This is a genomic window from Polycyclovorans algicola TG408, assembly GCF_000711245.1.
Taxonomy (GTDB): domain Bacteria; phylum Pseudomonadota; class Gammaproteobacteria; order Nevskiales; family Nevskiaceae; genus Polycyclovorans; species Polycyclovorans algicola.
Window position 1 is genome coordinate 2,878,531 of sequence record NZ_JOMH01000001.1, and the last position, 12,517, is coordinate 2,891,047.

Annotated in this window: 8 protein-coding genes; 3 read left to right on the forward strand and 5 right to left on the reverse strand. The window is 66.2% G+C overall.

Annotated features, from left to right (window positions below; genetic code table 11):
• Window positions 1–74 precede the first annotated feature (74 nt).
• The 5 genes from ileS to U741_RS0113845 all read right to left on the reverse strand — a co-directional run bounded on the left by ileS (window position 75) and on the right by U741_RS0113845 (window position 8,103).
• Window positions 75–2,810 carry an isoleucine--tRNA ligase gene (gene ileS / locus U741_RS0113825; protein ID WP_366504377.1) on the reverse strand — a complete coding sequence of 912 codons (2,736 nt, stop codon included), beginning with the start codon at window positions 2,808–2,810 and terminating at the stop codon, window positions 75–77.
• 84 nt (window positions 2,811–2,894) lie between these two features.
• A complete protein-coding gene (gene ribF, locus U741_RS0113830) occupies window positions 2,895–3,821 on the reverse strand; it encodes a bifunctional riboflavin kinase/FAD synthetase (protein WP_029891042.1) in 927 nt (308 codons plus the stop codon).
• Window positions 3,818–5,371 carry a murein biosynthesis integral membrane protein MurJ gene (murJ, locus tag U741_RS0113835; protein ID WP_029891043.1) on the reverse strand — a complete coding sequence of 518 codons (1,554 nt, stop codon included), beginning with the start codon at window positions 5,369–5,371 and terminating at the stop codon, window positions 3,818–3,820. Before murJ ends, ribF begins: the two co-directional genes overlap by 4 nt.
• Before the next feature lie 34 nt (window positions 5,372–5,405).
• A complete protein-coding gene (locus U741_RS0113840) occupies window positions 5,406–6,821 on the reverse strand; it encodes a WS/DGAT/MGAT family O-acyltransferase (protein ID WP_029891044.1) in 1,416 nt (471 codons plus the stop codon).
• A 22-nt stretch (window positions 6,822–6,843) separates the two neighbouring features.
• Entirely contained in the window at window positions 6,844–8,103 is a 1,260-nt protein-coding gene (locus U741_RS0113845) for an MFS transporter (RefSeq protein ID WP_029891045.1), read from the reverse strand.
• 158 nt (window positions 8,104–8,261) lie between these two features.
• Between U741_RS0113845 and U741_RS0113850 the strand changes: the two genes are divergently transcribed.
• The 3 genes from U741_RS0113850 to U741_RS0113860 are packed head-to-tail and all read left to right on the forward strand — an operon-like array spanning window position 8,262 to window position 12,500.
• Window positions 8,262–9,305, forward strand: coding sequence for a methyltransferase domain-containing protein (locus U741_RS0113850; protein WP_029891046.1), 1,044 nt, complete (start codon window positions 8,262–8,264; stop codon window positions 9,303–9,305).
• 2 nt (window positions 9,306–9,307) lie between these two features.
• Window positions 9,308–10,348: an arsenosugar biosynthesis radical SAM (seleno)protein ArsS gene (arsS, locus tag U741_RS0113855; protein WP_029891047.1), complete on the forward strand. Its 1,041-nt coding sequence runs from the start codon at window positions 9,308–9,310 to the stop codon at window positions 10,346–10,348.
• Between the two features lie 10 nt (window positions 10,349–10,358).
• Window positions 10,359–12,500, forward strand: a complete 2,142-nt coding sequence (locus U741_RS0113860; protein ID WP_029891048.1) for a dihydrolipoyl dehydrogenase family protein — start codon at window positions 10,359–10,361, stop codon at window positions 12,498–12,500.
• Window positions 12,501–12,517 lie beyond the last annotated feature (17 nt).

Here is a 12,517-nt window from a genome sequence, read left to right on the forward strand (position 1 = left end):
CCCAGCCTACGGCCTCCCGACGACCATCACGACCGGCGTTTTGACGCGGGCACCCACCGAGATCGGCGTGGCGCTCAAATCCAGCGCCGTGCCTCTCCGGGTCCCTCAAGGTTTTCGACGCAGCGGCCGCACAGTGTCGGATGGACCGACTCGACGCCGACATCGGGGCGGTAATGCCAGCAGCGCTCGCATTTGGTGTGGTCGCTGGCGTGCGCCAACACGGTCAGGGTGTCACCGCCGGGCAGCGTGAAGCGCTCGCCGCCCTCAAGGTGGTCGACCACCTCGGCCGCCGAGGTCATGAACCAAAAGCGCAGCTCGTCTCCCGGTTGGCGCAGCGCGGTGAGCAGTGCCGGGTCGCCGGTCAGTTGCACCTGGGCTGAGAGCGCACTGCCCACCGTGCCCGCCGCGCGCAGGTCTTCAAGCACCTTCTTGACCGCCTCGCGTGCCGCAGCAAGGCGCACCCAGTCCAGCTGCGCACCGTCGGTTTCCGGGAAACGGTGCCAGCGCTGCGCGAATACCGACGCGCTGCGGTCACCAGGCATCAACTGCCAGATCTCATCGGCCGTGAATGATGTGATCGGCGCAATCCAGCGCACCAGCCCTTCGCTTATATGAAGCAGCGCGGTTTGTGCCGAGCGCCGCGCGTGACTGGCGCGCGGCGTGGTGTAGAGGCGGTCCTTGAGCAGGTCAAGGTACAGCCCGCCCAGGTCGTTGACGCAGTAGTTGTGCAGCAGGTGATAGACGCGGTGAAACTCGCGCGCGGCATAGGCCTGCTGCAATTCCGCCTGCAGCGCGGCCGCTTCGGCGATAGCCCACGCGTCCACCGCCACCAGTTGGTCAGGCGCAACCGTTTGGGTATCTGGGTCGAAGCTGTCGAGGGCGCCCAGCAGATAACGCGCGGTGTTGCGGATGCGCCGGTAGGCGTCGGCAACGCGTTTGAGCAGGTTGTCGGAGATGGCGATTTCGCCGGAATAGTCGCTGCTGGCCACCCACAGGCGCAGCACGTCGGCGCCCAGGGTCGAGGTCACCTTTTGCGGGGCCACCACGTTGCCGAGGCTCTTCGACATCTTGCGGCCCTGCTCGTCGACGGTGAAGCCGTGGGTCAGCACGCTGGTGTACGGCGCGCGGCCGTGCATGGCGACGCTGGTCAGCAGCGACGACTGGAACCAGCCGCGATGCTGGTCCGAGCCTTCCAGATAAATATCGGCCTGCACCGGCCGCTCGATGCCCAGCGCCTTGAAGCTGGCCTGGTGCACCACGCCGGAGTCGAACCACACGTCGAGGGTGTCGGTGCCTTTCTCGTACTCGTCGCCCACGTCCCAATCGGCGTTGCTGGAGTCAAACCACATCTCCAACCCGCCCTGCTCTACTGCATTGGCGACGCGTCGAAGCAACGCCGGGGTATCGGGATGCAGTTGCTGGGTTTCGCGATGCACAAACACCGCCAGCGGCACGCCCCAATACCGCTGGCGCGAAATGCACCAGTCGGGGCGGCTGGCAACCATCTTGGCGATGCGCGCCTCGCCCCACGCCGGAATCCAGCGCGTCTCGGCCACCGCTTTTTGCGCCTGCTCGCGCAGCCCAGCGCCGTCCATGGCAATAAACCACTGCGGCGTGGCGCGCTGAATCAACGGTGTCTTGTGGCGCCAGCAGTGCGGGTAGCTGTGATGCAGGCTGCCCAGGTGCAGCAGCGCGCCGCACTCACGCAGGGCGTCAATCACCAGCGCATCGGCCTTGCGCACGTGCTGGCCTTCAACCACCGGCGTGCCGGGAATGAACACGCCGTTGGAGGCCACCGGGTTGTCCACCGGCAAGCTTTCGCGCAGCCCCACCGCGTAGTCGTCGGCGCCGTGGGCGGGGGCGGTGTGCACCAGACCCGTGCCGGCCTCCAGCGTGACGTGATCGCCGGTCAGTACCGGGACAACCCGTCCGGCGAATGGGTGCTGCGCCTTGCTGCCCGCCAGCGCACTGCCTTTGACTTGCGCCAGCCGCGTGGCCGACTGCCCGACCCGCGCGGCCACGGCGTCAACCAGCCCGGCGGCCAGCACCAGATGCTGGTCGCCCAGACGCACCAGGGCGTAGTCCAACTCGGGATGCACGCAGATCGCCTGGTTGGCCGGCAAGGTCCACGGCGTGGTGGTCCAGATCACGAACGCCGCGCCGGTGGCATCGGCCACGCCAAAGCGCGCGGCCAGGTCGGCGCTGTCGTCGGCCGCAAAGCACACGTCGATGGCCTGCGAGGTCTTGTCCTGATACTCCACCTCGGCCTCGGCCAGCGACGAGCCGCAGTCCAGACACCAGTGCACCGGCTTGAAGCCGCGCGTGAGGTGACCATTCTCGGCGATGGTCGCCACCGCCCGAATCTGCTCGGCCTCGAAGGCGGGCAGCATGGTCAGGTAAGGGTGGTCCCAGTCGGCCAGCACGCCGAGACGTTCAAAGTCGACGCGCTGGCGCTGCACCTGCTCGGCGGCGTATTCGCGGCATTTGGCGCGAAAGGTTGCGGCATCGAGCTTGTCGCCGACCTTGCCGAATTTCTTTTCCACCTGCAGTTCGATGGGCAGGCCGTGGCAGTCCCAGCCGGGAATCAGCGCGGCGCGATGGCCGTCCAGCCGCGCCGCCTTGACCACCATGTCCTTGAGAACCTTGTTGACCGCATGGCCAATATGAATGTCGCCGTTGGCGTACGGCGGGCCGTCAACAAACCAGAACGGCCGCTCGGCATCGCCGGCTGCCAGCGCCTGGGCGTAAACGTCTTCGGCCTGCCAGCGCGCCAGCCAGTCCGGCTCCCGCTTGGCCAGATTGGCCTGCATGGGAAAGTCGGTCTTCGGCAGGTTGAGGGTGGCTTTGTAATCGATGGTCAAGAGGGGCGCCTTTGTTCGGCCAGCGGCAAACCGCTAAGGATAAGAAAAGAAGGCCTGCGCCGCAGTGCGGTCGGCCTGCATTTGCGCCTTCAGCGCGTCCAGCGAGTCGAAGCGCAGTTCGTCGCGCAGCGCCTTCAAGAAGGTCACATCAACCTCGGCGCCGTAAAGATCGCCAGGGTTGTCAAGACAATGCACTTCCAGCAGCGCCGGGGTGCCGCCCAGCGTCGGCCGCACCCCGTAATTGGCAACGGCCGGCAGCACCCGGTCGCCGCATTTGAGTTCGACGCAGTAAACGCCGTGGCGCAGCGCCAGCGGGCGATACACCGGGAGGTTGGCGGTGGGCATGTCGAGCGTGCGGCCCAGGTGCAGACCGTGGCGCACGCGGCCGGTAAGGCGATAAGGCCGCCCCAGCAGCTCGGCAGCGCCCGGCAGATCGGCTGCTGCCAGCGCCTTGCGCACCGCCGTGGAACTGACCCGTAGCGTGCCGGCTGCCACTGTGCCCAGCGCGTGGGTGGTGAAGCCCAGCCGCTGGCCCATCTCGGTGAGCAGCGAAAAATCGCCGCCGCGCGCCTTGCCGAAGTGGAAGTCGTCCCCCACCACAACAGCCCTGGCGCACAGATCGCGCACCAGCAACTCGGTGACGAAGGCGTCAGGCGATGTGGCGGCAAAGCGGGCATCGAAGCGCTGCACCAGCACCTGATCAACCCCGTACGCCGCGAGGTCGCGTAGCTTGGTGCGCAGGGTGGTGACGCGATGCGGCGCCGACGCGGGCGCAAAGACTTCCAGCGGCGTCGGCTCAAAGGTCAACAGCGTGACCGGCAGGCCGCGCGCGTCGGCTTCGCGTCGCGCGGTGGCGATCAACGCCTGATGGCCGCGATGCACGCCATCGAAATTGCCGATGGTGACCACGCACGGGCGGTTCAGGGCGGCGGCGTTGTGTTGGCCTCGGACCAGTTTCATGGCGTGGGCCGGTGCAGGTGGCGCGGCCGCAGGCCGCTGAGCAGCAGCACCGCGGCGTAGCTCAACCCTGCGGCAGCAAGCACGGTCAACAGGCGGGCAACGCGCTCAAACAGCGACAGATCCAGCCACAGCGACAACGGCCCCTGCAGCGCCAGCACCACCGCCACCATGGCCGTGTTGGCCAGCAGCAGCCGCAGCCCAAAGGCCCGCCACGGCTGGGACACGGGCGCGTAAATACCGTCCTTGCGCAGCCGCCGGTAGAGCAGCACGGCGTTGATCCACGCAGAGGTTGAGGTGGCGGCCGCCAGCACCGCGTGCGGCGCCGCAAAACCCAGGTGCAGCGCCACCAGCACGCCGCTGATTGACAGGGCCATGCCGCACAGCAGCGCGGTGATGGCGAAGCGCACCGGCACCCGCGTCTCCTGCCGGGCATAGAAACCCGGCACCAGAATCTTGACCAGCGAAAACCCCATGAAGCCAAAGGCGTAGGCCATCAGCGCGGCGGCGGTCATCTCGACATCCACGGCGGTAAAGGCGCGGTACTGGAACAGCGTCACCACCAGCGGACCGGCCAGCACGAACAGGCCCAGTGCAGCCGGCAGGCCGACCAGCAACAGCAGCTTGAGCGCCCAGTCCAGGGTGTCGGAAAACGCAACCGCCGAACCGCTGGCGAATTGCGCCGACAGCGTCGGCAGAATGACGGTGCCAATGGCGATGCTGAACAGGCCCAGCGGAAACTCCATCAGCCGGTCGGCGAAGTACAGCCAGCTGACGCTGCCGGTAACCAGAAAGCTGGCGATGATGGTGTCGAGCAGCAGACTGATCTGCGCCACCGACGAGCCGATCATGATCGGCACCATCAGGGTCATGATGCGTTTCACCTTGGGGTCGCGCCAGCCCCACTGCGGCCGTGGCGTCAGGTTCAACCGCCGCAGGCTAGGCAGTTGCGCCGCCAGTTGCAGCACCCCCGCCGCAAACACCGCGTAGGCCAGCACCTGTACCGATTCGCCGTCGATGAAGGCCGCTGAAATCAAACAGATGTTGAGAATCACCGGGGTGATCGCCGGCACCGCGAACTGCCCATAACTGTTGAGCACGCCGCCGGCCATGGCGGTGAGCGAGATGAACATCAGGTAAGGGAAGGTCCAGCGCAGCATGTCGGCGCCCAGCGCGAACTGCGCCGGGTCATCGGCAAAACCGGGGGCGAACAGGCCCATGAGCAGCGGGCTGGCGAGGCAGCCGACCAGGGTGATGGCGCCGAGCACCCCGCCGAGCGTGCCGCTGACCTTGGCCAGCAAGTCCTGCACCTCGGCGTGACTGCCGCGCGTGCGCGTCTCGGTGAAGACCGGCACAAAGGACTGCGCGAACGCCCCCTCGGCGAACATGCGCCGGCCAAAGTTGGGGATTTTCAGCGCCACCAGAAACGCATCCATGCCCGCCCCGGCGCCGAATGCGGCGGCAAACAGGATGTCGCGCACGAAGCCGAGCACGCGCGAGATCAGCGTCATCGCGCCGACCACTGCAGACGACTTCATCAGGGAGGTGCTCATCAAGCCCGCGATTGTAGCGGGCCGGGCAAGCGCTTTACCGCTTCTTTCGGGCGCGTGTCGGCTGGGGGGCAAGGCCTGCTTCGAGCTGCACCAGCGCTTCACCGGCGTAAACCGCAAGACGCTGCAGGTGTGGCACCGAGTCGCGACAGCCGATGAAACCGAAGTTGAGCTGGTCGCCGTAGCTGACCAGGGTGATGTTCAGCCCATAACCGTCCAGCGGAATCGAGATCGGGTAGTACGCATCCATCTTGAAGCCGCGAAAGTAAACCGCCTCCTTGGGCCCTGGCACATTCGACACCACCAGGTTGAATGCCGGTCGCATCCGCCCGACCGTGCCGGGCACTTGCGAGAGCAGCAGCGGCGACATCAGCAGCGCGCTGTACTGCATGATGCCGCCGGCCGACATGCCCTGAAGCTGCGCTTTGGCACGCTGGGTGGAGTCAATGATGGCGGCGATACAGCCGGCCGGGTCTTCGATGTCGGTGGCCAGCGAGGCCAGAATGGCGCCCACTGCGTTGCCGCCGCCGGGGTCGTCCTTGGGGCGAATGTTGACCGGCAACATGGCGGTCAGCGGCTCGCCGGGCAGCGCATCCTGCTCCAGCATCCAGCGGCGCAGCGCCAAGCTGCACAGCGCCAGTGAAATGTCGTTGAGCGTGGCGCCGTAGCCCGTGGCCACGGCCTTGAGCCGGTCGAGCGAAAACTGCTGCGTGGCAAAGCGCCGGTTGCGGCTGATCTTGCGATTGATGATGGATTTGGGCGACTGCATCGGCGCCACCAGACCCGATTTCTTGGGCTGGAACGCCTGCTTCAGCGCCCCGCCGACCTGCGCGGTGGTTGCCCACTGCGCTTTCAGGCCGGCCAGCAGCGACTCGAAGCTGGGCGTGGTGTCCACCGGCAATGGCTTGTCGCGGTCACGCCGCTCCGCCGGCAGGGCAAAAAACATCGGCTTGCTGCGGTCGTCTGCAGAGCTAGAGAGCCCGGCCGAGAGCAGCTTGATGCCCGTGTAGCCGTCGACCAGCGCGTGGTGCACCTTGAAGTACAGCGCCATGCGACCGCCTTCCAGGCCCTCGATGAAGTGCACTTCCCACGGTGGCCGGGTGAAGTCGATGGGGTGGCTGTGCAGGCGCGACACCAGAATGCCCAGCTCGCGCTCGTCACCCGGTTGTGGCAGCGCCGAGCGACGCACGTGGTATTCGGGGTCGAAGTCCTTGTCCTCGATCCAGCGCTGCAACGGCGAGGCCAGCCATTCCGGGTGCCGCAGCTTGAGGCTCCACGGCGGATACGCGCGGGTCTGGGCGCGCACCTCGTCCATCATCTCGCGCAGCATCTCGGCGTTGGCGTCCGGCGGCGGCGTGAAGGTCATCATTGCCCCCACGTGCATCATCGTCGGGCCGCTTTCGGCCGCCAGAAATGCCCAGTCCAGTGGATTCAACGCGCGCCCTGATGCCATGACGATCCCCTCGTTTCTTTTTTTATGGTGCTGTTGCGCTGGATGGTGCCGGTTCCGGCGGCGTCTCACCATTGGCCGCAGCGTCTTCGTAGAGAGCCTCCAGCGCCGCCGGTGAGGTGCGCAGCATCGGCACAAATGTGGCCGCTTCGCCGACCGGTTCCTGGCGGCGCTCGACGCGCAGTCGCAGGTGCAGCAGCAACGCCATCAGCGCCCAACTGACCGCAAAGAAGACGAACAGCGCAGTGGGCCCCAGCGCCTGCATCCACAGTCCGGCCAGCGTCGGGCCGAATGCCGCGCCGGCGCCGTGCAGCAGCAGCATGACGCTGGCCCCTTCCAGCAGATCCTCCGGCAGTAGCCGGTCGGCCAGATGAGCAATGGCAATCGGGTACGCCGAAAACGCCAGCGCACCGTAGACAAACATCAGCGGATACAGCGACGTTGCCCACCACTGCCCCAGCGTGGCCATCGCCAGCCCGACGACCATCGCGCTGAGGGCCACCCAACGCAGCACGCCGCGCCGGTCGCGGCCGTCCGACCAGCGCCCCAGCGGCCATTGACCGGCCGCACCGCCAACGATGGCCGTGCTCATGACCACCGCAATGCCCAGCGCGCTGGCACCGCCGAGCTGCGCCTGGGCCGGCATCAGGCCCCAGAAAGCGCCCATCACCAAACCCGACAGGCCCGAACCGACGGCCGCAGACGGGGCGGCGTGCACCATGTGACCAATGCGCAGGCGCGGTTTCAGCGGTGGGGTTGGTTGGTTCAGGCGCGTCATGGCCACCGGAATCAGCGACAGGTTGATCAGCAGCGTAATAACGGCGAAGCGGACGAACGTCTGATCGGTGTCGAGCAGCATCAGAAATTGCCCGGCCGCCAACGCCAGCAGGTTGACCACCATGTAGGCGGCGAAAAAGCCGCCACGCTCATTGCCACGCGCCTCGGCGGCCAGCCAGCTTTCGGTGACCGCATAGAGCCCCACCAGGCTGGCGCCGGTGAACACCCGCAGCAATGCCCAGGCCCAGGCGGTATCAGTCAGGGCATGGCCCATCACCGTGCACGAGGCCAGTGCGGCGAACACGGCGAACGCGCGGATATGCCCGGTGCGGCGAATCAAGTAAGCCGTGGCATAGGTGCCCACGCCGTAGCCGACAAAGTAGGCCGACATCACCAGGCCGATCACCAGCGGCGTCCAGCCCATCGCCGCCGCCTGCACGGCCAGAAAGGTGTTGAGCAGGCCGACACCGAGCAGCAGCAGTCCAACGCTGCTCAGCAAAGAGGCCATGTGCGAAGGCGAGCGGGTTTCGATCATGTCTGCAAGCGTAACAACCTGTCGCGCATGATCGGACGCTGCGACATTTCTTGAGGACGCTGGACGACACCGACTGCAACCCGAGGCGCGTAATCTGCGTACTCCAAACTCCCTGTGCTCAAACCTCCTTTATGACCGGCAACCCAGACACCCTCGACGCCGTGCGCCGCTACTACGGCGAAACCCTGAAATCCTCCGCCGACCTGCAGACCTCGGCCTGCTGCCTGAGCGAGGCCATGCCGCCGCACCTCATCGCGCTGCTGAAAGACATTCACCCCGAGATCAAGGACCGCTTCTACGGCTGCGGCTCGCCGATTCCAGCGGGGATTGACGGTGCCACGGTGCTCGATCTGGGCTGCGGCACCGGCCGCGACGTGTACATGCTGTCGAAACTGGTCGGCGCCAGCGGCCGGGTGATTGGTGTCGACATGACCGAGGCACAACTCGACGTGGCGCGCCGTCATCAGGGCTGGCACGCCGAGCGCTTCGGATTCGCCAACGTTGATTTTCGTCAGGGCTATATCGAGGACCTGACCACGGCCGGGATTGCCGATGCCTCGGTCGACGTGGTGATTTCCAACTGCGTGCTCAACCTGTCACCCGACAAACCGGCGCTGTTCCGCGAATTGATGCGCGTGCTCAAGCCCGGCGGCGAGCTGTATTTTTCTGACGTGTTCGCCGACCGGCGCATCCCCGAGACTCTGGGCAACGACCCCCTGCTGCGCGGCGAATGTCTGAGCGGCGCGCTCTACACCGAAGACTTCCGCCGACTGATGGCCGAGGTCGGCTGCCGCGACAGCCGCATGGTCAGCAGCAGCCCGCTGGCGATCCATAACCCCGAAATCGAACGCCGCATCGGCTTCGTCAACTTCACCTCGGCCACGGTGCGTGCCTTCAAACTCGACCTTGAAGACCGCTGCGAAGACTACGGCCAGGTGGCGACCTACCTCGGCACCCTGGCCGAGGCACCGCACGCCTTCGTGCTCGACGATCACCACCGGCTGGAAGCCGGACGGCCGATGCGCGTCTGCGGCAACACCGCCGACATGCTGGCGGCCACCCGCTACGCCCCGCATTTTCGGGTTGACGGTGAAAAAGGCACCCACTTCGGCCTGTTCGACTGCGCGGTGTCGGGCCCGAGCGCTGCGGCCGCCGCCGGTCCTGCCTGCTGCTGATCATGAACATGGTCCTGGACATTCCCGTCGTCACCGAAGCCCTGCCGCCCGACCTGGACCGCCGCCACGACTTCGCCGCGCGATTGCGCGACATCGGGCTACGGCTGGACGCGACCGGACTGGGCACCCTGCAGGTGAACCTCACCAAGCTGTGCAACCAGGCGTGCCGGCACTGCCATGTCGACGCCTCACCCGCACGTACCGAAGCCCTGCCGGCCGACGATATCGACCGCCTGCTGGCCTTGCTGGAGGCCCGCCCCGGCATCGCCGCGCTGGACCTCACCGGCGGCGCGCCCGAGCTGCACCCCGACTTTGAGCGACTGGTGATCGGCGCACGCGCACTGGGCCGACAGGTGATGGTGCGCCACAACCTGACGGTGACCTTCGACGGCAACCCACAAACCGGCCAGAACATGGGCCACCTGCCCGACTTCTTCGCCGCCCACGGCGTCGAGGTGATCTGCTCCCTGCCCTATTACCAGGCGCTGTTCACCGACCGGCAGCGCGGCAGCGGCGTGTTCAAGAAAAGCATCGCGGGCCTGCAGCGGCTGAATGCGCTGGGCTACGGCCAGCCTGACAGCGGCCGCGTGCTGAACCTGGTCTACAACCCCGTCGGGCCGTTTCTGCCCGCCGCACAGGCCGGGCTGGAGGCCGACTACAAGCGTGAGTTGCAGGCGCGCTACGGCATCGTCTTCAACCAGTTGTTCACCATCACCAACATCCCGATCAACCGCTTCGCCCTGCACCTGCGCAAGAGCGGCCAGCTCGATGCTTACATGGACAAGCTCAGCGGTGCCTTCAACCCCGAAGCGGCGCGCGGCGTGATGTGTCGCGACATGATCAGCGTCGGGGCCGACGGGCAGCTTTATGACTGTGATTTCAATCAGCAGATTGACCTGCCCATCATTGATGACAGCGGCGCACCGATGACCCTGCGCACGCTCGATGCCGAGGCCCTGCTGCGCCGCGACATTCGGGTGGGCGCCCATTGTTTTGCCTGCACCGCCGGGGCCGGTTCGTCCTGCGGCGGCAGTACCACCTGAGGTCACTTTCATGCTGAAAAGGTTGCTGTTGCTGGCCGTGCTGGTCGCGCTGATCGGTGCCTTTTTCGCCTTCGACCTCGGCCGGTATTTCTCGCTGGCCAGCCTTCAGGACCAGCGCGGCGACCTGATCGCACTGCGCGACGCGCAGCCGTGGCTGATGACGCTGGCCTACTTCGTGATCTACGTGCTGGCCACCGCGCTCTCCCTCCCCGGCGCGGCGATCCTCACCCTGGCCGGCGGGGCCATCTTCGGTTTCGGGTGGGGCCTGCTGATCGTCTCGTTTGCCAGCACCGTCGGGGCCACCGGCGCCTTTCTGGTAGCCCGCTACGTGGCGCGGGGCGCAATCGACGCCCGCTACGGTGCCCGTCTGAAGGCCATCAACGCCGGGATCGAGAAAGAAGGCGCGTTTTACCTGTTCACCCTGCGGCTGGTGCCGATCTTTCCATTCTTTCTGATCAACCTGCTGCTGGGCTTGACCCAGATGCGCGCCACGACGTTTTTCTGGGTCAGCCAGCTCGGCATGCTGCCCGGCACCATGGTGTACGTGAATGCCGGCACCCAGTTGGCACAACTGGAATCGCTGGGCGGCATTCTCTCGCCCGGGCTGATCGGCGCCTTCGTGCTGCTGGGTGTGTTTCCGCTGATCGCGAAAAAAATCATCGCCATCATCAAGGCGCGCAAGGTGTATGCCGGCTGGGCGCGGCCGAAAAGCTTTGATCGCAACCTGATCGTGATTGGCGCCGGCGCCGCCGGGCTGGTGAGCAGCTACATCGCCGCCGCCGTAAAGGCCAAGGTCACCTTGATCGAAAAGCACGCCATGGGCGGCGACTGCCTCAACACCGGCTGCGTGCCGTCGAAGGCACTGATCCGCTCGGCCAAGTACGCCAGTCACCTCACGCGGGCCGAGGAATTCGGCTTTACCGGGGTCAGCGGGCGGCCCGACTTTGCCAAGGTGATGGCGCGGGTGCACGACACGGTGAAGGCCATCGAGCCGCACGACTCGGTGGAGCGCTACACCGATCTGGGGGTGGAATGCATCAAGGGCGAAGCGCGTTTCATCGACCCGTGGACCGTCGAGGTCAACGGCCAGCGCCTCACCGCGCGCGGCATCGTCATCGCCACCGGCGCGCGGCCGTTCGTGCCGCCGGTTCCAGGGCTGGATGACGTGGGCTATCGCACCTCCGATACATTGTGGGAACTCACCGAACTGCCGAAACGGCTGGTCGTGCTCGGCGGCGGCCCCATCGGCTCGGAGCTGACTCAGGCGTTTGCACGGCTGGGCAGTCACGTGACTCAAGTTGAGATGCAGCCGCGGCTGATGGGCCGCGAAGACCCCGACGTATCGGCTTTGGTGCAGGCGCGCTTCGAAACCGAAGGGGTGGACGTTCGCATCAACACCAAAGCCGTGCGCGCCGAACTGAAGGACGGCGAAAAACGGCTCATCGTTGAACACGACGGCAGCGAATCGGCCATTGCCTTTGACGAGATCCTGGTGGCCGTGGGCCGCAGAGCGCGGCTGACCGGTTTCGGGCTGGAAGACATCGGCGTCAAAACCGGGCGCACCGTCGAGGTCAATGACTTTCTGCAGACCAACTTCCCGCACATCTTTGCTTGTGGTGATGTGGCGGGCCCCTACCAGTTCACCCACACCGCGAGCCACATGGCGTGGTACGCCGCCGTGAACAGCCTGTTTGCGCCGCTGCTGACGCTGCGCGGCGGGCCGTTCAAGGTCGACTACTCGGTGATTCCCTGGGCGACGTTCACCGAGCCGGAGGTGGCGCGTGTCGGCCTGAGTGAAACCGAGGCCCGCGAAAAAGGCATTCCCTTCGAGGTCGCCCGCTATGCACTCGAAGAATTGGACCGCGCGATCGCCGACGGCGAGGCGCACGGCTTCATCAAGGTGCTGACCGTGCCCGGCAAGGACAAAATTCTGGGCGTCACCCTGGTTGGGGAACATGCCGGCGATCTGATTGCCGAATACGTGCTCGCGATGAAGCAGGGCATCGGCCTGAACAAGCTGCTGGGCACCATTCACATTTACCCGACCTTGGCCGAGGCCAACAAATACGTCGCCGGACAGTGGAAGCAGGCGCACAAGCCCGAGAAACTGCTGGCCTGGGTGGCGCGCTATCACGCCTGGCGCCGCCGCTAGCGCACCCGAGGTTTTCC

What these genes read in the sequence shown, in the direction of transcription:
- U741_RS0113850 (WP_029891046.1), top strand. Translation starts at nt 8,262, where the DNA reads ATGACCGGCAACCCAGACACCCTCGACGCCGTGCGCCGCTACTACGGC.
- ribF (WP_029891042.1), bottom strand. Translation starts at nt 3,821, where the DNA reads ATGAAACTGGTCCGAGGCCAACACAACGCCGCCGCCCTGAACCGCCCG.
- arsS (WP_029891047.1), top strand. Translation starts at nt 9,308, where the DNA reads ATGAACATGGTCCTGGACATTCCCGTCGTCACCGAAGCCCTGCCGCCC.
- U741_RS0113845 (WP_029891045.1), bottom strand. Translation starts at nt 8,103, where the DNA reads ATGGCCTCTTTGCTGAGCAGCGTTGGACTGCTGCTGCTCGGTGTCGGC.
- murJ (WP_029891043.1), bottom strand. Translation starts at nt 5,371, where the DNA reads ATGAGCACCTCCCTGATGAAGTCGTCTGCAGTGGTCGGCGCGATGACG.
- ileS (WP_366504377.1), bottom strand. Translation starts at nt 2,810, where the DNA reads ATGCAGGCCAATCTGGCCAAGCGGGAGCCGGACTGGCTGGCGCGCTGG.
- U741_RS0113860 (WP_029891048.1), top strand. Translation starts at nt 10,359, where the DNA reads ATGCTGAAAAGGTTGCTGTTGCTGGCCGTGCTGGTCGCGCTGATCGGT.
- U741_RS0113840 (WP_029891044.1), bottom strand. Translation starts at nt 6,821, where the DNA reads ATGGCATCAGGGCGCGCGTTGAATCCACTGGACTGGGCATTTCTGGCG.